Origin of the sequence: Curtobacterium sp. PhB25 (genome assembly GCF_004365375.1) — a bacterium.
Classification (GTDB): Bacteria; Actinomycetota; Actinomycetes; order Actinomycetales; family Microbacteriaceae; genus Curtobacterium.
This window is the reverse complement of sequence record NZ_SODR01000001.1, coordinates 16337-34754: the sequence shown is the minus strand read 5'-3', so window position 1 is coordinate 34754 and position 18418 is coordinate 16337. Positions and strand designations below refer to the sequence as shown.

At 68.9% G+C, this 18418-nt stretch carries 20 protein-coding genes; 12 read left to right on the top strand and 8 right to left on the bottom strand.

Annotated elements, in window-relative coordinates; translation table 11 throughout:
* Positions 1 to 42 precede the first annotated feature (42 nt).
* The 4 genes from EDF51_RS00150 (at position 43) to EDF51_RS00135 (ending at position 3524) form a co-directional block, all read left to right on the top strand.
* Positions 43 to 1578 (top strand): PTS transporter subunit EIIC, encoded by a 1536-nt coding sequence (locus tag EDF51_RS00150; protein ID WP_132100638.1) that lies wholly within the window; start codon positions 43 to 45, stop codon positions 1576 to 1578.
* Positions 1578 to 2603 (top strand): MupG family TIM beta-alpha barrel fold protein, encoded by a 1026-nt coding sequence (locus EDF51_RS00145; RefSeq protein WP_132100639.1) that lies wholly within the window; start codon positions 1578 to 1580, stop codon positions 2601 to 2603. Before EDF51_RS00150 ends, EDF51_RS00145 begins: the two co-directional genes overlap by 1 nt.
* A gap of 64 nt (positions 2604 to 2667) precedes the next feature.
* Positions 2668 to 3153, top strand: a complete 486-nt coding sequence (vsr, locus tag EDF51_RS00140; protein ID WP_123672538.1) for a DNA mismatch endonuclease Vsr — start codon at positions 2668 to 2670, stop codon at positions 3151 to 3153.
* Entirely contained in the window at positions 3117 to 3524 is a 408-nt protein-coding gene (locus EDF51_RS00135; protein WP_123672537.1) for a (deoxy)nucleoside triphosphate pyrophosphohydrolase, read from the top strand. The genes vsr and EDF51_RS00135 overlap by 37 nt, the downstream gene beginning before the upstream one ends.
* Here EDF51_RS00135 and EDF51_RS00130 read toward each other — a convergent pair.
* From EDF51_RS00130 to EDF51_RS00120, 3 genes are all read right to left on the bottom strand, one after another.
* Positions 3509 to 4327, bottom strand: a complete 819-nt coding sequence (locus tag EDF51_RS00130) for a hypothetical protein (RefSeq protein ID WP_123939295.1) — start codon at positions 4325 to 4327, stop codon at positions 3509 to 3511. The two genes, EDF51_RS00135 and EDF51_RS00130, sit on opposite strands and share 16 nt — an antisense overlap.
* A gap of 355 nt (positions 4328 to 4682) precedes the next feature.
* The gene (locus EDF51_RS00125) at positions 4683 to 6395 is read right to left on the bottom strand and encodes a DUF2075 domain-containing protein (protein WP_123672535.1); all 1713 of its coding nucleotides are present in this window, start codon (positions 6393 to 6395) and stop codon (positions 4683 to 4685) included.
* Positions 6382 to 6702: a nucleotide pyrophosphohydrolase gene (locus tag EDF51_RS00120; protein WP_123672534.1), complete on the bottom strand. Its 321-nt coding sequence runs from the start codon at positions 6700 to 6702 to the stop codon at positions 6382 to 6384. Before EDF51_RS00120 ends, EDF51_RS00125 begins: the two co-directional genes overlap by 14 nt.
* 186 nt (positions 6703 to 6888) lie before the next feature.
* Here EDF51_RS00120 and EDF51_RS00115 point away from each other — a divergent pair, with 186 nt between their 5' ends.
* Positions 6889 to 7392, top strand: a complete 504-nt coding sequence (locus EDF51_RS00115) for an HNH endonuclease (protein ID WP_243692479.1) — start codon at positions 6889 to 6891, stop codon at positions 7390 to 7392.
* A 173-nt stretch (positions 7393 to 7565) separates the two neighbouring features.
* On the top strand, positions 7566 to 7931 hold the full coding sequence (locus tag EDF51_RS00110; protein ID WP_134193412.1) for a hypothetical protein: 366 nt from the start codon (positions 7566 to 7568) through the stop codon (positions 7929 to 7931).
* Between the two features lie 83 nt (positions 7932 to 8014).
* Here the strand turns inward: EDF51_RS00110 and EDF51_RS00105 are convergent, their stop codons facing one another.
* The gene (locus EDF51_RS00105; protein WP_134193410.1) at positions 8015 to 8947 is read right to left on the bottom strand and encodes an NADP-dependent oxidoreductase; all 933 of its coding nucleotides are present in this window, start codon (positions 8945 to 8947) and stop codon (positions 8015 to 8017) included.
* Positions 8948 to 9085: 138 nt separating this feature from the next.
* Between EDF51_RS00105 and EDF51_RS00100 the strand changes: the two genes are divergently transcribed.
* Positions 9086 to 9658 carry a hypothetical protein gene (locus tag EDF51_RS00100; RefSeq protein ID WP_134193408.1) on the top strand — a complete coding sequence of 191 codons (573 nt, stop codon included), beginning with the start codon at positions 9086 to 9088 and terminating at the stop codon, positions 9656 to 9658.
* 50 nt (positions 9659 to 9708) lie between these two features.
* Here EDF51_RS00100 and EDF51_RS00095 read toward each other — a convergent pair whose 3' ends face one another.
* From EDF51_RS00095 to EDF51_RS19715, 4 genes are read right to left on the bottom strand one after another with little or no spacing between them, the layout of a single operon-like run.
* Complete coding sequence (locus EDF51_RS00095) at positions 9709 to 9924, bottom strand: hypothetical protein (RefSeq protein WP_134193406.1); 216 nt, start codon at positions 9922 to 9924, stop codon at positions 9709 to 9711.
* Entirely contained in the window at positions 9911 to 10582 is a 672-nt protein-coding gene (locus EDF51_RS00090) for an ATP-binding cassette domain-containing protein (RefSeq protein ID WP_123340284.1), read from the bottom strand. The genes EDF51_RS00095 and EDF51_RS00090 overlap by 14 nt, the downstream gene beginning before the upstream one ends.
* On the bottom strand, positions 10579 to 12456 hold the full coding sequence (locus tag EDF51_RS00085) for a hypothetical protein (RefSeq protein WP_134193404.1): 1878 nt from the start codon (positions 12454 to 12456) through the stop codon (positions 10579 to 10581). Before EDF51_RS00085 ends, EDF51_RS00090 begins: the two co-directional genes overlap by 4 nt.
* Before the next feature lie 32 nt (positions 12457 to 12488).
* Positions 12489 to 12842, bottom strand: a complete 354-nt coding sequence (locus EDF51_RS19715; RefSeq protein WP_166673462.1) for a lactococcin 972 family bacteriocin — start codon at positions 12840 to 12842, stop codon at positions 12489 to 12491.
* Between the two features lie 199 nt (positions 12843 to 13041).
* Between EDF51_RS19715 and EDF51_RS00075 the strand changes: the two genes are divergently transcribed.
* From EDF51_RS00075 to EDF51_RS00055, 5 genes are all read left to right on the top strand, one after another.
* Positions 13042 to 13881 (top strand): ABC transporter ATP-binding protein, encoded by an 840-nt coding sequence (locus tag EDF51_RS00075; RefSeq protein ID WP_134193400.1) that lies wholly within the window; start codon positions 13042 to 13044, stop codon positions 13879 to 13881.
* The gene (locus EDF51_RS00070) at positions 13878 to 14687 is read left to right on the top strand and encodes an ABC transporter permease (protein WP_134193398.1); all 810 of its coding nucleotides are present in this window, start codon (positions 13878 to 13880) and stop codon (positions 14685 to 14687) included. The genes EDF51_RS00075 and EDF51_RS00070 overlap by 4 nt, the downstream gene beginning before the upstream one ends.
* A 29-nt stretch (positions 14688 to 14716) precedes the next feature.
* Entirely contained in the window at positions 14717 to 15919 is a 1203-nt protein-coding gene (locus EDF51_RS00065) for a sensor histidine kinase (protein WP_166673461.1), read from the top strand.
* Positions 15916 to 16548 carry a response regulator transcription factor gene (locus EDF51_RS00060; protein ID WP_123340278.1) on the top strand — a complete coding sequence of 211 codons (633 nt, stop codon included), beginning with the start codon at positions 15916 to 15918 and terminating at the stop codon, positions 16546 to 16548. The genes EDF51_RS00065 and EDF51_RS00060 overlap by 4 nt, the downstream gene beginning before the upstream one ends.
* A gap of 77 nt (positions 16549 to 16625) precedes the next feature.
* On the top strand, positions 16626 to 18278 hold the full coding sequence (locus EDF51_RS00055) for a DHA2 family efflux MFS transporter permease subunit (RefSeq protein WP_134193395.1): 1653 nt from the start codon (positions 16626 to 16628) through the stop codon (positions 18276 to 18278).
* Positions 18279 to 18418 lie beyond the last annotated feature (140 nt).

Here is an 18418-nt window from a genome sequence, read left to right as displayed (position 1 = left end):
CGCTTTCCTTCCGCTCGATTCCTTCCCCCGAGGAGCACAGCAATGCCCGATGCACAGCAACTCGCCCAGCAGATCCTCAACTCCGTCGGTGGCTCCGCGAACATCGCCGACGTCGAGAACTGCATGACCCGGCTCCGGGTCGAGGTGGCTTCTCCTTCCTCTGTCGACCTGCCGGCGCTTCAGGCCACCGACGGCGTCATGGCCGCCATCGCGGCCGGCTCGAACCTGCAGATCGTGCTCGGCCCGGGTCTCGTCGACCGTGTGGCCGTCGCCCTGGAGGCCCTGCGCGCGTCCGCCCCGGCGGCTGCGGCTGGTGGGGCTGGTGCGTCCAGTGCCGCTGCCGCGTCGGGTGCATCACCCGAGGAGCTCGCCGCTCGCGGCGCGTCGATCAAGGCCTCCGCGCGGTCCCGCTCCGACGGCCGCACGATGCGTGCGATCCGGAAGATCTCCGCGATCTTCATCCCGCTCATCCCCGCACTGATCGCCTGCGGTCTGATCGCCGGGATCAACGGCATCCTGACGAACCTGGGATGGGTGCCCGGGGTGACGCCGTTCCTCGGCGTGCTCTCGTCCGGCTTCCTGTCCTTGCTCGCCGTGTTCGTCGGGATGAACGCCGCGAAGGAGTTCGGCGGCACGCCCATCCTCGGTGGCGCTGTCGGCGGCATCATCGTCGCGGCCGGTGTCGCGAACGTGACCGTGTTCGGCGAGACCCTGGCTCCTGGGCAGGGCGGCGTGCTCGGTGCGCTGGCCGGCGGCATCCTCGCCGCCTACGTCGAGCGGTTCATGCGTCGAGTCACGCCGGACGTCATCGCGCTCATCGTCGTCCCGACCGTGACCGTCCTCGTCGCTGGGTCGATCACCCTCGGGATCCTGATGTCCGTCGCCGGAGTCGTCTCCGTCGCGATCGGCACCGCCGCCACCTGGCTCCTCGCCAACGGTGGGGCCTTCGCCGGCTTCGTCCTCGGAGGCTTCTTCCTGCCGCTCGTCATGACCGGCATGCACCAGGCCCTCACGCCGATCCACACCACCCTGATCGACCAGACCGGGTGGACCGTGTTGCTGCCCGTCCTCGCGATGGGTGGGGCCGGCCAGATCGGTGCGGCGCTCGCGCTCTGGATGCGCTTCCGTCGCAACGAGGCGCTCTCCCGCACGATCCGTGGTGCACTTCCGGCTGGGCTCCTCGGTGTCGGTGAGCCCCTGATCTACGGCGTGACGCTGCCTCTCGGTCGGCCGTTCATCACCGCGTGCATCGGTGGTGCGTTCGGCGGCGGTGTCGTCGGGCTGTTCGACCAGCTCGGGCACTCTGTCGGGGCGATCGCCATCGGCGCCTCGGACCTGTCCCTGCTCCCGCTGCTGAACGGTTCGTCCGGCTACGGATGGGCGCTGCTCGGGTACGGGTCGGGGCTCATCGTGGCGTACGTCGTCGGGTTCGTGGCAACGCTGCTGTTCGGGGTGTCCGACTCGGTGCGAGCCGACCTCGAGGCGCAGTCGTCCGCACCGTCCGGCGACCCCGCCGCTCCTGATGCGCCGCTCGACGTGCAGGTCACGCCCGCTGACTCCGTGGGAGCTGCACGCTGATGCGGTTGGGCGCGAGCGCGTACCTGGCGCATGGTCCACTGGCTGGTCCGACGTTCGCGGCCGCCGCGGCCGCGGGTGCGACGCTCGCGTTCACCTCGCTGCACATCCCGGAGGACTCCCCTTCGGGTGCCCGAGCCGCTGCGACCGCGATCGTGTCGGCTGCTGCGTCCTCGGGGCTGTCCGTCGTCGCCGATGTCTCCCCGAACACCGCTCGGTTGCTCGGGGATTCGCCGTGGGACTTCCTGCGGTCGATCGGAGTGGCCCGGGCGCGGATCGATTTCGGGTTCTCGGTCCCTGAGATCCTCTCGATCGCTGCCGTCTTGCCGATCGCCCTCAACGCGAGCACGCTGCGGGCCGCCGACCTGGCGCCGTTCGCTGACCTGGACGTCGAGCTGATCCACAACTTCTACCCGCGGGAGTGGACCGGGCTGGCGCTTTCGTCAGTGGCGTCGTCGGTCGCCGTTGCTCGGCAGTTCGGCTGGCGGGTCGGCGCGTTCATCGCCGGCGACTCCGTGCGGCGTGGGCCGCTCGGCGAGGGGCTGCCGACCGTCGAGGAGCACCGGACCATGCCGCCGTTGTTCCAGGCGTTCGAACTCGTCGATGTGGGCGTTGCAGATGTGTACGTCGGGGATCCGGCGCTGACTGATCACTCGTGGGAGCGGTTGGGGTCGTTCGTCCGGGATGACGTCGTCGTGCTCGACGGTGTTGCGGCGCCGGGTGTCCACCCGGTGGTCATAGAGGCGCTGGCGGTCCCCGATCGGAACCGGCCTGATGCGGCTGAGGCCATGATCCGGCTGGAGCATTCGCGGGAGCGGTTCGCCGGGTTGCCGCTGCCCGCGGTCGGTGGGCAGCCGAGACCCGCAGGGGCGGTCACCGTGCAGTTGACTTCGGCGGGGAGGTACTGCGGCGAGGTCGCGATCACGTTGCGGGACCTGCCTGCTGACGATCGTGTCGCCGTCCTCGGAGCACTCACCGTGCCCTTGGCGGCGTTGAGAGACCAGTCCCTCACAATCGTCCTCGGCTGACCCCGATTCCGCTGATCCTCGCGCCCATCCCACGAGGCGCCGACCTTCGACCAAGATTCCGGCAATGGAGCACTGGGAAGCGGATGACGCGCGGCGACGACACATGGCCCGATTCGGTCGTCGCGACACGGCGCCCGAGTTGGCTGTTCGCCGCGAACTGCACCGACGTGGGCGGCGCTTTTTCGTCGACCGGCGGGTGAGCGCGCGTTGTCGGGTACGGCCTGACCTCGTCTTCCCTCGCGCCAAGGTCGCGGTGTTCATCGATGGCTGCTTCTGGCACTACTGCGAGGAGCACGCCCACCTCCCGAAGGCCAATGCCGACCTTTGGCGCCGGAAGCTGCTGGCCAACCGTCAGCGCGATGCGCAGAACGAAGCGATCTTGGTCGCCGAGGGCTGGCGAGTCATCAGAGCCTGGGAGCACGACGACGTCTCTCGATCCGCAGATCGCGTGGAACACGAGCTCGAGCGATGGAGCTCGATCATCAACCGACGTCGCCCGTGTACAACGGAACGGTGCAGCAGACCATCGAAGTCGTCGCGGCAGTTCTGACACGAGCAGACGGGAAGATCCTCGTTTGCAGGCGCGCCGTGGGCCGCGCGTCGGCAGGGATGTGGGAGTTCCCCGGCGGCAAGGTCGAGAAGGGCGAGGGTGCCCGAGATGCCCTCAGACGAGAGCTCCGTGAGGAGCTCGCCATCGAGGGAGAGATAGGTGACTTGATCACTCGGGACACGACAGCTGTCGGGGACTTGCTGATCGACCTCGCTTGCTACCGCACGGCGCTGATCGGCGACGAACCGCTACGGAGTACCGACCACGACGAAATGCGGTGGACGAGCCCCGAACACTTGAATGGCTTGCACTGGGCGCTACCTGACCTGAAAGCGGTCGCCGCTCTGCGTCCAGGTCAGTCAAGCCCGTAACGTCGGCTCTCAGCCTTCTGCCAACGGCGATGATGGGCGAAGTACCGCTCCGTGGTCTCACTCCAAGCAGCGCAGGTCCGGCCGACTATCGCTTCCACGGCGAGGCCTAGGTCCGCGCTCATCGGAGTCCTCCGAGGACCGCGCTCGATCACTCCGCTCCGCCCGACCACCACGTAGCCGAGCTCGAACATCGAGTCGCACCCCAGCCGGCAAGCGGCCATCACCGTGTCTGTGCGGTGTCGTTCGGCGTTCGTCGTCTCGGCGCGTCGTTTGATGTGCGCAGTCACGAGCATCGCAACAGGAAGGTCACGGCCACAGAGGGCGCAGGGAGCCACGACATCGGCCCCGAACAAGTACCTCCGCAAGCGAGTCTGCTCGCCGCGGACTTGAACCACGACCTGTCGGTCCCCGCGGTAGTCGACAGTGGTTCCCGCTTCATCGAGCTCCGGCCAGGAGGTCAGCTGCGCTGCGTCGACCCGCAGCCCGACCTCATCCAACAACCAGTTCGCGAGAGAGCCCGTCACCTCCGACAGGTACACCTGCTTGACCGCGCCATCTCTCGAGAACGGCCAGCTCGTGACGTCCCGCTCGGTCCGTAGCTCGTGTGGGATGTCGGTGAGGACGATGGGAAGCTCCAGTTCCCGGATGCTCACTTGGAGCAGACGTCCGTCAACTGACCATGGCGTACTCGAGTGGTCGAACGGTGGCGGCCCGTCAAACGCCGGCCGGACAACCGTGCTCCAACCGCGGATCGCCTTGCGGGAGTAGTGGATGACCACGTCACCCTCGTCAGCGTCGAGCAAGCGATCCCAATGTGCGCGAGCAGTTCCCGTGCTCTGACCCGTTCTCGGACGCGAACGTTTCGGCGCCCAGAGCATACTTGCCTTCAGCTCTTCTTCGAACGTCTGCCCTTGGTTGACCCAGAAGATCCGCACGCTTGCCCCATCGCCCGTTTTCCTAACAGGTGAGAGGCTAACGAACGGAATTCCGAAGAGCCAAGTCCTCCGCGGCCCTCGATGCGGTCTCTGTGGTCTTCCGCTCAGCGCGGACCATCGAGCCGCAACAACATCGCCAAGTCGGCGAACGGGGCAAACACGTCACTCGAGTCCCACGGAGTGGCTTCTCCTCGAAGCCAGAACCCATGTCGTTGCAGAGCGCTCAGAGAAACTGCGCGAGGCGACGGCGCAACGCTGTGTCGGCCACGTAGACGTACGTTCCTCGGACACCGCGCGTGAGAAGCACCGAGTAGATGTTGCTCACGAAACGTTGGAGATCGCTGTCTGAGTACGAGATCCCGAGCCGCGGATTGTTCTCCATGCCTTTCTTGTCGAAGTAGTTCGACCGGTCGAACACCATCTCCTTCGAGACCGGGTCGAAGCGCATGTCAGGGCCGATGATGACCCCTACGTAGTTCAGGTCGTACCCCTGCACAGTGTGGATCGAGCCGACTTGGTCGACGGCACCCGGTGAGGTGATCCAGTCAGTCTGTGTCTGGTTCCACTGGAACTCGCGACCGTCGATCTCGATGTCGATGGCGCTCTTGTCGTGCTTGCTCTTCCACTTCCAGGCGTAGCCAGCGACGAGCCGTGAGAGACCCACTTCCTCATCGCGTGCCCGGATGGCATCGTGCATCTCACCCAGATCGTCGAACATGCGGAACTCGTAGTCGCCGAAGGTCCTCGGTTCTGGCGACTCCCCCCTCATGATCGCGCGCACGTAGGACACGTAGTCGGCTCCGCCCTGGACGCGCATCTGCGTGAAGAGCCGGTAGTGACGGTCATGCTGCCTCGCCGCGTTCACGAGGTCCTTCTGCAGTTCCTGCGGTAGGTCCGCAGGTCGGACACTCTGTTCCGAGTCGATCAGGAAGATCTGGTGTGTGCTCCGGTCGCGAATCCAGTCGACCTGCGTGAAGTGATCAGCGTCGGCACCGAAGAGCTGCTGATTGATCTCGCCGAAGCTCTTGTTCTGCAGTCCCGATGCCTGGTTCGCGCGGTGGTTCAGTCGGTGCGACTCGTCAACGACCAGCAGGTCCCACTTCTCAGTGCTCCTCCCGACTTCGAAGGGAGTGAGCACCATCGTCTTCTCGAGGCCAGGGGTCTTGCGGAACACCCTCTTCAAAGAGGAGCGGAGTGCCTGCTGCGGCACGACGAGACCGACACGAAAGCCAGCCAGCAGGTCACGGTTGTCCTCGGTGAAGTAGTCCGAGAACATCGAGTCACCGTCCACCTCGTCGACCCCGACGCCGTTCGCGATGTCCCGGAGCAGCTTGAGCAAGTAGACGGCGACGATCGTCTTGCCCGTGCCCGGGTCGCCCTGCACGACGATGGTGCTGCCGGAGCCGGCCAGCAAGTCGTCGAACAGCCCCTCGAGGATGTCCTCCATCACGACGGCCTGATCACGGTTGAGCGCTTTGAACGGCGAGAGCTTGAACAGCTCGCTGTTCTCGATCTCGGCGATGCTGCGTGTGAAGAGCTTCTGCTTGCGCAGCGCTTCGAAGATCTCCTCGAAGGTCTCTCGGTACCGCGCGCGGTCGTAGTAGTCCGCGTCCACGACGCCCTTGTTGCTGTTGAGGACCGTGTACTTGTCGTCCCCAGCGAACAGGCCGATGAGTTGCGACTCCAGGTCCAGACACACCGACTTGTTGAAGGTGCTGTCGAGCACAAGGCGCACTGCCTTCAACGACCGACGTTCCGCGGAGTCGAGGTGCTGCCGCATGCGGGAAGCCGTGTTGAGCGTCTCGCCGACGTACACACGCTTGCCGTCGTCGAGGATGTAGACGACCGGCCAGTTCAGGAACCGAGGATCCTCTTCGCGCCACAGCCGCAGGTGTGGCTCGTTGAACGGGAGCTGCGCGATGTCAAAGCTGGTCATACTTCGTGCTTCGTCCTCGGGCCTGGTCGACCGGGTACTTGTCCCGGGTGACGGCGAGCTTCTCGCGGATGATCTCCGCGGGATCGAAGCCGAGTCGATCGGCGAGGAGATGGCAGTAGGTCAGGACGTCCGCGAGTTCCGAACGGACTCGATCGACGTCGGCATCCGGGGCCCACTGGAAACACTCGAGCAGCTCCCCGGCCTCGATCGAGATGCTCTTCGCCAGGTTGTCCGGTGAGTGGAACTGCGCCCAGTCTCGCTCTTCAACGAACGCGCGAATTTCCACGCGCAACCCCTCATCCGTCATGTCGGCACGGTAGCAGGCAGTTGGCGTCACGCAGACGAGCGACGAGGGCGCGGAAACGCGGCTCCCACCCGAATGGGTGCTGGCCGGACTGGTCGCGTCACGCGAAGATGGACGCCGAAAACAGCCACGATGTGAGCGGAACACTCAGTGCTACGCAGAGCCGAGAACGTGTCGATGAGACACCGCGTGAACTTGTTCACGCGCAGGGGCCGGGTCGAACTGACCGTCGGACGTTCGACCTACTACGTGGGCGCAAACCTCCGGAAGGACGAGCTCAGCGAGGCCTTCGCTTCATCTGATCGCGCGCCGATCAAGATCGGCCGCGTGAAGGAACGCCAGTACTGGTGGTTCCGGAGCCGTTGGTTCTGGGACAACGACAACCTGCTGCCGGAGCAGGTCTTCGCGCTCCTCGAGACACGAGATCGGCGGCAGGCATCAACTATCGCTCGGGCGCACACCATCGCGAACAGCCCTTTGCAGCCCGTCGAGTACCGCCGCGGCGCAATCCCGAGTGACGTGAAGCAACTCGTCTGGGCTCGCGACGGCGGACGGTGCGGCACCTGCGGCTCGAACTCCGAGCTGCAGTTCGATCACGTCATCCCGGTGTCGCGCGGTGGAAGCAGCGAGCCGGAGAACCTCCAGGTCCTTTGCGGACCGTGCAACCGGCGCAAGGGCGTCGCTGTCGGTTGAGAGACGAGTGGCGGAGGACCTGGCGGGATCGAGAGACTGGACGGGTGACGCGCCCTGACCCCGCCCTCGCACGAACACTCCTCCTCATCACGACATTGATCACGATCGCATCCCTGGTCGGGCGCACTCAGAGCGATCGCGGTGGAGGATCAGCATCAGATGCACGAGACGACATGGTCGCTCTGGTCCAACAGACCATCCATGCCGCTGGTGGCGAATGGACACCCCTCTCGGACAAGCCAGCATCGTCAGAGTGCTCGACTGCGGAGAGCAAAGCAGGCGTCACGTTCTCATGGGACCAGGAGCGTCCCGGCACTCACGACCCAGAGTCGCTCATCCGCAAGGTCGAGAAGACGTGGAAGCAGGTCGACTACGACGTGACCATCCGGCGGGACACGATCGACGATGGTCGGCCGCTCTGGTCAGCTGCCACCACCGGCAAGGCGGTCGAGTCGATCTCGGTGAACGCAAGCCCTCGACGGGTGTCGGTGGAGGTCCAGTCGCGATGCGGCGAGGGAGACGTCGCGGACTTCGCATGACGGCGGGCGAACGCGTGGCGTGATCCACAAGAGACGCAGCACCAACCGGCACCGCGCCTCCCGTCCCTCACACCGTCGTCAACTCACCACGTCAACACGAACCGTCCCCGCGTCCCCCCAGCCTCCAACCGCTCATGCGCCTCCCCAGCCCGCGCAGCCAGCAGCACCTCCGCCACCCGCGGCACCACCGTTCCCCCTTCGACCGCATGCCGCAGCTGCTCGAGCTTGTCGAACGACCGGTACTCCGAGAACACCATCACCTGCACGAACTCGATCCCCCGAGCCCCGTCGCCCTGCCACCCACGCACATCGAAGAACACTCCGCCGTCGCGAACCGCATCCACGACCGAGGACCGCTGCACCGCAGCATCGGCGAGCGCATCGACACCGTCCGGCACGAGCTCGCGCACCGCGGCAGCGAACCCATCACCGCGAGGCACGATGTGGTCCGGTCCGAGCGACCGGACCAGCGCCTCGTCCGCCGGAGCAGCATCCGCGATCACGGTCAGCCCAGCGGCGACGGCGAGCTGCACCACGTAGTTCCCGAGCAACCCGGCAGCCCCGGTCACGGCGAGCCTGTCCCCACGCGACAGCCCGGCGAGCGACAGGATCTGCAACGCGGTCAGCCCGTTCATCGGCACGGTCGAGGCAGCGAGCAGCGACGTCCCGCGCGGCACCCGCGTGAACGACCCCACCGGCGCCACGAGCGCCTGCACGTACGCCCCACCGTGCGTGCTGAGCGGCAGCGCGATCGCCATGACCTCGTCGCCGACTTCCCACCCGGTGACGTCGGGCCCGACCTCGTCGATGACCCCGGCTGCGTCCATCCCCGGCACGTACGGCGGCGAGGCCTGCGAGCTGTCCCGCTGCCCGGCACGCACCCCCGTGTCGGTCGGGTTCACGGCGAACGCCTGCACCCGGATCCGCACGGACCCCGCACCGGCGTGCGGCTCCGGCACCTCGTGGACGGCGAGGGCCTCCGGCCCTCCGAACTGTTCGACTCCGACGACCTGCATCCTCCCGGTCTACGCGCACGTTGCTTGACGCAACCTGACGCGACCCACCATCGGACGGGAGGCACCGTGCCAGCCCGCCACGGGCCTCCAGTCCGTCACGGGTGACGTCCACTGCGCGTGGTGCGCCATGCTGACAGCGTGCGTTTCGACGAACTCCTCACCCGGCCCGACGGCCCCGCGATCGCCGAGGAGCTCGCCGCGCTCCGCCGACCCGCGCGGTACGTCCTCGAGGGCATCCACCAGGAGCCCCGGCAGAAGCACTCGCAGTTCCGCGTCGACATCGACGAGCCCGCGCAGACCTGGACGCTCGTCCGTCAGCGCGCCAAGCCGGTCTCCTACCGGGACGGCGTGCTGCACGACCCCGACGACGGTCCGCACGAGGTGTCGTTCGCCCGGAGCATGGTCTCCGCTCCCGTCGTCCGGATGGCCGTGCCCGACCTGATGCTCCGGTGGGGTCGCGGCCCCGAGAGCTTCCACCCGATCCTGGTCGAGCACATCGGCGAGCACTCGATCCTGGTGACGTTCGAGCACCGCGGGGATCCGGCGACCCGCACGACGATGGTGATCGACGAGGGCGACGGCATCGCCCGCCGCTTGTCGGAGTACGGCGAGGACACGATCATCACGAGCGTGCGGACCGCCGAGCCGGACGAGGTCCTGCCCCGCGCTCGCTTCGTGCAGCCGACGGACTGGATCCGCCCCGAGTACTGAGACGTTGACGGTTCCGGTTCACGATCCCCGACGATCGCGAACCAGAACCGTCAGCGCTCCGGCACGAGAACACCACCGCCCGCCGAGAACGCGCGGCCCTCGGCCTCGAGGTCGGCCCGGGGATCGCGGCCGTCCGAGGCGTCCGGCCAGCGCAACCCCGGCGCCACGGTGCCACTCCCCTGCAGGACCCGGTGTGTCCTGCGGATGTGGGTCCCCGCCAGGTGCGCGCCCACCGCAGCTTGCAGCGTGGTCTCACGGACGTCCATGGTCGCTCCCCAGCCGGATGAGTGACCGTTCTGCACCGGCCCACGCGATGAGCGCCGGGTCGTGGGTCGCCACGACGACAGCGCTGCCCGATGCACGCAGCGCGTCGAGACCGCTGCGGACGCGCGCCGCGCTCTCGGTGTCGAGCGACGCGGTGGGCTCGTCGGCGAGGACGAGTCGTGGCCGCTGCGCCAGCACTCGTGCGACGGCCACTCGCTGCTGTTCGCCGCCGCTCATCGTCCCAGCACGAGCATCCCGCCGACCACCGAGCCCGACGATCAGCAGCGCCTCGTCGATCCGATCGCTGAGTGCCGCCCGGGTGACGCCACGGGGCCGCAGCACCCGCAGGTTCTGGGCAACGGTCCACTCCGGCACGACGGCGTGGTCCTGCACGACGAGGCCGATGGTGTCTCGGCGCAGTCCACGCCGCTCCCCCTCGCTCGCCGTGTGCAGGTCAGTGCCGTCGACGACGACCCGACCCCGCGGCGGTCGTTCCAACCCGGCGAGGCAGCGGAGCATCGTGCTCTTCCCCTGTCCGGACGGTCCGCGCAGGGCAAGGGCCTGTCCGGCGCCGAGCTGGAACGTGATGTCGTTCCAGAGCGTCCGCCCGGCGATGTCGTAGCCGATCCCCTCGATGCTGAGTCGCTGGTGCTCGGTCATCGGCGTGGCCTCTTTCGGTGGTGTGTGGCGGCGAGCAGGACGGACAGCGCGACTGCGGTGAGCACGCCGACTGCCCCGGCCGTGCTGGCAGCGAGCAAGGCGCCTCTGCCGGCACCGGTGCCGTCGTCGCCGACGAGTACGGTCACGGCGGTGGTCCCGGTGGCGATGCCGCTCGCGACGAGCACGAACCGCGCGTGCTGCACCGCGGGATGCCGGCCGACCAGGAATCGCAGCCGTGCTGCTCGTCGATGCCGCGTCCGGTGATCGGCGATCAGGGTGGCGGCAGCGAACAGGATCGCGAGCACCGTCCCGGCCGAAGCGGCGAGGATGACGGCGCGGGATGTCCGGACGGCTGCGAGCGCTCGTTCGAGCACGGCACCGACTCGGTTGATCTGCGTGACGACGTCGAGCAGGTCAGCGTCCGTGAGTTGCCGGACGAGCGCGGTCCGGTCGGCGAACCGGACCTCGCCGTTCCGGGTCGCGGTGCCGAGTCGGTTCGGCGGCAGGTCCCGCACGTCGGTCACCACGATGACGGGCACGTCCGCGCCGGTGGTGGTGCGTGGCAGCACCCAATCGATCCAGCGGTCAGCGGCGGCGACGATCGGTGCGGTCGATCCGACGACCTCGGTGTGGATCGGGACGACTCGGGGCGCTTGGTCGTCGTCCACCTCCCAGCCGTCGTCGAAGCTCTCCCGCACGCCGTCGGCGATCGCGTCGATGTCGGTCGCCACCGACTCGGGGACCAGCACGGTGACACCGTCACGGTCGTCCCCGACCAGCTGCTCCGCCCGGTCTCCGGCGACCAGCAGCGCGTCCTGCATGAACGTCGTCTGCGCCAGCTCGGCGGTGCCGGTGGCGAGGGCAGCCAGCGCAACGCGCCCGAACGCGTCCTCGTCGGCGATGGAGGCCATCCCGACCCCCAGGACCACGTCGTCGCCGTCGGCGGCCTCGGAACGCAGCGATCGCTCGAGCTCGGAGGCCGTCCGCCCCTGCTCGACGAGGACACTGGTGCTCACGGTCAGGATGCTGACGAGTGCGACACCGCACAGTGCCACGACGGCCGGGCGCCAGACCGGGGCCGCGAGGCTCGTCCACCTGCGGCGGCGGACGACGGAGCAGACGACGTGGAGTCCGACGACACCGACGAAGGCGGCGGGGAGCATCAGTCCGGCGAGCCCGACGCTGAACGACCAGATCGTCGGCGATGCCGCGCGGACGAGCAAGTAGACGGCGAGCGCCCCGCACACCACCAGGGAACAGACGACGAACAGCCCCGCTGTCTCGAGGGCTTCACGAGCGGCGATGCGTTTCGGTGACCATCCGGCGAGTCCCCGGAGCCGCTGTCGGCTGTCCCGCCGGTCCGACTCCGCGACCACGGCGATGACGACTCCGAGCGCGATGCACGCCACGATCGCCAGGATGCCGGGCTGCCCGATCACCGCTGGTGCCAGTACGCGGACCGTCGGGGTCGCGTCGACGAACTCGAACCCCGCAGTGCGCAACGCGTCGAGGAAGGCACCGACTTGCACGGCCGATCCGTCGACCGCGTACGACCAGACGATGACGGCGTCACCGATGTCGCTCGCCGGCCGGTCGACGACGTTCCCCCAGAACACCGGGGCGGCGACGGAGCCGGCGAACGAGTACGCGGTGACGGTGTCCGGCGCGCCGGAACGATCCGGCACGACGAGGGCGAGCGATACGTCGTGGTCCTCGGCCAGTTCCGTGAGCTGCTGGATGTGCTCCTGCTTGGTCGGACCGAGCGGTAAGTCGACCATGTCGATCGTCGTCCGGCCGGTGAGGTACCCGCTCGCCTCACCACTCCCGACCACGAACACGATCAGGCCGACGAGCAGGAGCGGTACGGCCGCCACCGCGAGGACGGTGGCGGCCGCGAAGTTCCGGATCAGTAGATCGCCCAGAAGGCCTGGTTGCCCCACAGTGCTTTCGGGCGGCTCGCGCCGGCGATCTTGCCCTTCGCGATCCGTCCGGACGACTTGGTCACGCCGGAGGACTTGACCGAGGTGCTGTGGGTGTACCGACGGTTGTCGTAGGCGGACACGACCTGGTGGCCGATCACGCCGTACGACCACGTGCCGCCGCCGACGACGGTCGTGGCGTCGGTACCGAGGTCGTCGGCGGACGCGCTGCCGCCACTGGCGGTTGCGTCATCCGGAGCAGCCTGTGCGACACCGGCGCCGAGGACACCGCACAGCGTTGCAGCCGCGATGACGGCCGAGAGCTTTCCGAAGCGCTTCATGGAAGGGCCTTTCTGCTGGGGGAACGGGAGGGCCGCGTCGACCCCGCACCGAGCCAAGCAGAGCGACGCCAGAATCTGAAGTTCCGGATATCTCGAATACGACATGCTCGCGTCCTTCCCGCACCATCCCCCGATCGGAGGATGCAGCACCACCGCCCCCACCGATCCCCCGCGGCGCCCCACCGGCCAGGCTGGACCCATGCCCGAGTCCCCCGCCATCGAGGTCCAGCACCTCAGCAAGCAGTACGCCACCGGCAAGGTCGCCGTCGACGACGTCAGCTTCACCATCCAGCCCGGCGAGACCTTCGCCCTCCTCGGCCCGAACGGCGCCGGCAAGTCCACGACGGTCGAGATCCTCGAGGGGTACCGCTCCCGCACCGCCGGCGAGGTCCGCGTCCTCGGCCACGACCCCGCACGCGCGAGCCGCAGCCACAACGCACGCATCGGCATCGTCCTGCAGACCAGCGCCGAGTCCCCGAACGTCACCGTCGCCGAGCAGCTGAACCACTTCGCGACGCTCTACCCGAAGCACCGCAGCACCGAGGAACTCCTCGCAGCCGTCGGGTTGACCGACCAGCGCAACACCCGCATCGCCCGACTGTCCGGAGGCCAGCGCCGCCGCGTCGACGTCGCCCTCGGCATCATCGGCCGCCCCGAGGTGCTGTTCCTCGACGAACCGACCACGGGCTTCGATCCCGAGGCCCGCCGGCAGTTCTGGGACCTCCTGCGCCAGGTGCAGTCCGAGGGCACGACGATCCTGCTCACCACGCACTACCTCGACGAGGCCGCGCAGCTCGCCGACCGGGCAGCGGTGATCGCCGACGGGAAGCTGCTCGACATCGCCCCGATCGACGAGATCGGCGGCGCCGCAGCCCGCACACCACGAGTCCGCTGGCGCGACGACGCCGGCGACCTGCACGACGAGCGGACGAGCGACCCGACCGCGCTCGTCCGCAGCAGCACCACGGCCATGCACGACCTCGAAGTCATCCGCCCGTCCCTCGAGGACGTCTACCTCGGAATGGTGGGCCAGAAGTGACCACTGCGACCAGCCGCATCTCGTACGAGATCCGCTCCTACTTCCGCGCCCCGGACGCGGTCTTCTTCACGTTCCTCTTCCCCATCATCATGCTGGCGCTGTTCTCGGTGGCCTTCGCGGACGCCGACCAGATCCGCGCCGTCGCCAGCAGCGGGCGAACGATCAGCGTCGACTACGCCACCTACTACCTGCCGGGCCTGGTCGCGACGGGCATCCTGCTCTCCGGCACCCAGTCCCTCGGCGTCGACATCGCGACCGAACGCAGCGACGGCACGCTGAAGCGCCTCGGCGGCACACCGCTGCCGGTGCTGAGCTACTTCGTCGGCAAGATCGGCATGGTGCTCGTCACGACCATCGTGCAGACGGCGCTGCTGCTCGGGATCGCGAGCCTGGTGTTCGGCGTCGACCTGCCGACCGACGCGAGCAACTGGGGTGTCTTCGCGGGCGTGATGGTCCTCGGCATCGCCACCAGCTGCGTCCTCGGCATCGCGATCTCGGCGCTCCCCCGCGAGGGCCGCCGCGCCACCGCCACGATCGTCCCCATCGTCCTGGTGCTGCAGTTCATCTCGGGCGTCTACCTGCCCTTCACCCAGCTGCCCGACTGGCTGCAGAACGTCGCCTCCGTCTTCCCCCTGCGCTGGATGGCGTCCGGCATGCGGTCCGTCTTCCTGCCCGACGCGTTCGCGTCCGCCGAGCCGGGAGGCGCGTGGCACCTCGCCCTCGGAACGCTCGTGTTGGTCGCGTGGCTGGTCGGGGGCACGGTGGCCTGCGCCCTCACCTTCCGCTGGAACCGCAAGGACTCCTGATGGCGCCGGGCAGGTGGGATGCTGTCGTCATGAGCGGTGAGACGTGGGTGCGCAACCGGTGGTTGCACGTCTTCTTCGCGGGCACGATGCTCCTCACCGCTGTGATCACCGCGCTCGGCTGGTCCCCGTGGTCGACCCGCTGGCCGGCCTACCTGGCGGTGGTGGTCCTCGTCGTGGCGTACATCGGGTACGGGCACCGCGGCTACGACAGCCCCCGAGCCGCCGCCGCGTTCCTGCCGCTCGTCGTCGTCGCCGCCCTGGTGCTGCCGGCCGTCGTCCCGAGCACCGCGTTCGTGCAGTGCATCGTGTTCCCGCTCGTGTGGGTGCAGACGGAGCGCGTCCGCACCGCGGTCCTGTTGTCCGTCGCCGTCGGGCTCGCGAGCGGCATCGGCCTGCAGCTGTCGAGCGGCCCGGACGCCCTGGTCAGCACCCTGCTCATCGAGGGCATCAGCGTGATCGGTGCCTGCGCGATGGGCGTGTGGATCTCGAGCGTCGCCGGTCTGTCCGAGGAGCGCCGCCAGCTCGTCGAGGAGCTCCGCGCCACCCAGCAGTCCCTCGCCGACGCGAACCGCACGGCGGGCATCGCGAGCGAACGGGAGCGCCTGGCCCGCGAGATCCACGACACCGTCGCGCAGAACCTCGCCGGGATCGTCATGCTCACCGAACGGGCTCGCGGCGACCTGGCGAACGACCGCTCCGATGCGCTGGAAGAACGACTCACCGTCCTCGAGGAGTCCGCCCGCGCCGCCCTCGAGGAATCCCGCACCCTCGTCGCAGCCGGAGCCGCAGGCATGACCCGCGACAGCCTCGCCGGTGCCCTCCACCGCCTCGCCGAACGGCACACCCGCGAAACGGGGACGCTGGTCACGGTCGACGCCTCCGACTGCGTGCTGGACCGCGATGCGCAGGTGGTCCTGCTCCGGGTCGCGCAAGAGGCCCTCTCGAACGTCCGCGCGCACGCCGGCTCAGCCTCGGCGCGGGTCCTTCTGCTCTCCGACGCCGGGCAGACCGTGCTGCGGATCACCGACGACGGCACCGGGTTCGACCCCGAGCAGCCCACCGCCGGGCACGGTCTGCGCGGGTTGCGGGAGCGCCTCGCCCTCGCTGGCGGTACCTGCACGATCACGAGCGCCCTGGGCCGGGGCACCGTCGTCGAAGCAACCCTGCCCACCGGAGCCGCACCGGGCCTCCCGTCCGCCGTTCGCCACCCCGTGGCGGAGGTGAGCCGGTGATCCGCGTCGTGGTCGCCGACGACCACCCCATCGTCCGCTCGGGCATCGTCGCGCTGTTGCAGGACGCCGACGACATCGACGTGGTGGGCCAGGCCAGCGACGGCCGAGCAGCGGTGTCCGTCGTGCTGGCCGAGCGCCCCGACGTCGTGCTGATGGACCTCCGGATGCCGGAGCTCGACGGCGATGCGGCGACGGCGGAGATCCTCGCGGCCGAGCCGGGCGTCCGCGTCCTGATCCTGACGACGTACGAGTCCGACGACCAGATCCTCGCGGCGATCGAGGCCGGGGCCACCGGCTACCTGCTCAAGGCGGCCCCGGAGTCCGAGATCCTCGCCGGGGTGCGGGCGACGGCGCGGGGCGAGACGGCACTGGCCCCTTCGGCTGCCGCTGCGCTGGTCCGACGAGCAACGGGTTCGTCGGCCGTGGCTGCTGGCCCGTCGTTGACCCCGCGCGAACTCGAGGTCCTGCAGCTCGTCGCCCAGGGCAACTCGAACCCGGCGATCGGCCGCGCCCTGTTCCTCAGCGAGACGACGGTGAAGACGCACCTCGGGCACGTGTTCGAGAAGCTCGGCGTCAACGACCGCACCCGTGCCGTGACCCGCGCGATGGAGCTCCGCCTGCTCCCCTGATCCCCCGGTGCGCCGGTCATCGGGAGCGGGTGTACCGTCAGGTAGTCAGCATGCTGATCATCTGAGAGGACACGCACATGAGCGCCGCAGCCGCAGCTCCCACCACCACCCCGGATCGCCGCCGGTGGATCGGTCTGGTCGTGATCAGCCTGGCGGTCGCGCTCATCATCGTCGACTCCACGATCGTGAACGTGGCGATCCCGAGCATCGTCGCTGACCTCGACATCGGCTCGACGCTCGTGCAGTGGGTGCAGGAGAGCTACACGCTGGTCTTCGCCGCGCTGCTGCTCGTCTTCGGTGCCGTCGCCGACCGCTTCGGTCGCCGGCGCCTGCTGACCATCGGCGTGATCCTGTTCGCGGTGGCGTCGGTCCTGGCGGCGCTGTCCCCGACGGGCGAACTGCTCGTGGCGTCCCGCGTGCTGCAGGGTGTCGGTGGCGCGATGGTTCTGCCCACCACGCTGTCGATCCTCAACGCGACGTTCACCGGCCGGGAGCGCGGCATCGCCTTCGCGGTGTGGGGCTCCACGATCGGCGGGATGGTGGCGGTCGGTCCGCTGCTCGGCGGCTGGTTGACGACGGACTTCTCGTGGCGGTGGGCCTTCGGCATCAACGTCCCGATCGTGGCGGTCATCCTGGCCGGCCTCGCGGTCGCCGTGCGGGAGTCGCGCGACGCCGAGCACACCGGCCGCATCGACCTCGTCGGCGCCCTGCTGTCCGTGATCGCGAGCGCTGCGCTGGTCTTCGGGCTGATCGAGGGCCGCGCCTACGGCTGGTGGACTCCGTCGTCGACACCGTTCACGATCGGCTCGTGGTCGTGGGACGGCCCGGTCTCGCCGATCCCCGTCGCGTTCGTGATCGCGATCGCTGCCGGGGTGGCCTTCGTCGTCCGCTCCCGGCGCCGGCAGCGTGCGGGCCGGTCGACGCTCATCGCCCTCGACCTGTTCGGCATCGGCTCGTTCCGGAACGGCTCGATCGCGGCGCTCATCGTGTCGCTCGGCGAGTTCGGCATCATCCTGTCGCTGCCCCTCTGGCTGCAGAACGTCCTCGGCTACTCGGCGCTGCAGACCGGCTTCGTGCTGTTGGCCCTGGCGATCGGGTCGTTCGTCGCGAGCGGGTTCGCGGCCACGGTCGGACAGCGGATCGGGGCGCTGCCGATCGTGCGGATGGGCATCGGCGCCGAGATCGTCGGGGTCGCCGCGATCGGGTTCGTCGTGACCTCGGCGACCCCGTGGTGGGCGATCGTCCCGTGCCTGTTCGTCTACGGCTTCGGCGTCGGACTCGCGACGGCGCAGCTCACCGGCGTCGTGCTGCAGGACGTCCCCGTGGAGCGCAGCGGCGAGGCCTCGGGTGCCCAGAGCACCGCGCGCCAGATCGGTTCAGCGCTCGGCATCGCGGTCCTCGGGACGGTGCTGTTCACCTCGACGGGCAGCATCCTGGAGCACCGCCTGCAGGACGCCGGCGTCTCGACCGCCCAGTCCGAGCAGATCGCCGACACCGTGGTGCAGTCCTCGGGCGGAGCGATCGCCGGCCTCGAGGGGCAGACCCGCGCCGACGCCGCCGAGGCGTTCTCCGACGGCACCCGCGCCGCCGCGTTCTCGGCCGCCGGCTTCCTGGTCATCGGCCTCGGTGCGACCCTGCGGCTCCGCGCCCCGCGCCGCCCCGACGACGACTCAGAAGCCGACGCCGACGCCGAAACCGAAGCCGACGCCGATCGCGAGACCCGCGCCTGACCGGGGGCCTTCCTGCACCGCTGCTGACGGTTCTGGTTGACGATCCCCGAGGATCCTGAACCAGAACCGTCACCGGCCGGACACGAACCCGCGTCCCCCGTGCCGTGGACGCGACCACCGACGGGACGGGAGGCGCGGCG

Bases quoted from the DNA above. Each gene is read 5' to 3' on its own strand.
- EDF51_RS00145 (WP_132100639.1), top strand. From the start codon at position 1,578: ATGCGGTTGGGCGCGAGCGCGTACCTGGCGCATGGTCCACTGGCTGGT.
- EDF51_RS00125 (WP_123672535.1), bottom strand. From the start codon at position 6,395: ATGACCAGCTTTGACATCGCGCAGCTCCCGTTCAACGAGCCACACCTG.
- EDF51_RS00150 (WP_132100638.1), top strand. From the start codon at position 43: ATGCCCGATGCACAGCAACTCGCCCAGCAGATCCTCAACTCCGTCGGT.
- EDF51_RS00075 (WP_134193400.1), top strand. From the start codon at position 13,042: ATGCCCGAGTCCCCCGCCATCGAGGTCCAGCACCTCAGCAAGCAGTAC.
- vsr (WP_123672538.1), top strand. From the start codon at position 2,668: ATGGAGCACTGGGAAGCGGATGACGCGCGGCGACGACACATGGCCCGA.
- EDF51_RS00065 (WP_166673461.1), top strand. From the start codon at position 14,717: ATGAGCGGTGAGACGTGGGTGCGCAACCGGTGGTTGCACGTCTTCTTC.
- EDF51_RS00090 (WP_123340284.1), bottom strand. From the start codon at position 10,582: ATGACCGAGCACCAGCGACTCAGCATCGAGGGGATCGGCTACGACATC.
- EDF51_RS00095 (WP_134193406.1), bottom strand. From the start codon at position 9,924: ATGGACGTCCGTGAGACCACGCTGCAAGCTGCGGTGGGCGCGCACCTG.
- EDF51_RS00110 (WP_134193412.1), top strand. From the start codon at position 7,566: ATGGTCGCTCTGGTCCAACAGACCATCCATGCCGCTGGTGGCGAATGG.
- EDF51_RS00105 (WP_134193410.1), bottom strand. From the start codon at position 8,947: ATGCAGGTCGTCGGAGTCGAACAGTTCGGAGGGCCGGAGGCCCTCGCC.
- EDF51_RS19715 (WP_166673462.1), bottom strand. From the start codon at position 12,842: ATGAAGCGCTTCGGAAAGCTCTCGGCCGTCATCGCGGCTGCAACGCTG.
- EDF51_RS00055 (WP_134193395.1), top strand. From the start codon at position 16,626: ATGAGCGCCGCAGCCGCAGCTCCCACCACCACCCCGGATCGCCGCCGG.
- EDF51_RS00120 (WP_123672534.1), bottom strand. From the start codon at position 6,702: ATGACGGATGAGGGGTTGCGCGTGGAAATTCGCGCGTTCGTTGAAGAG.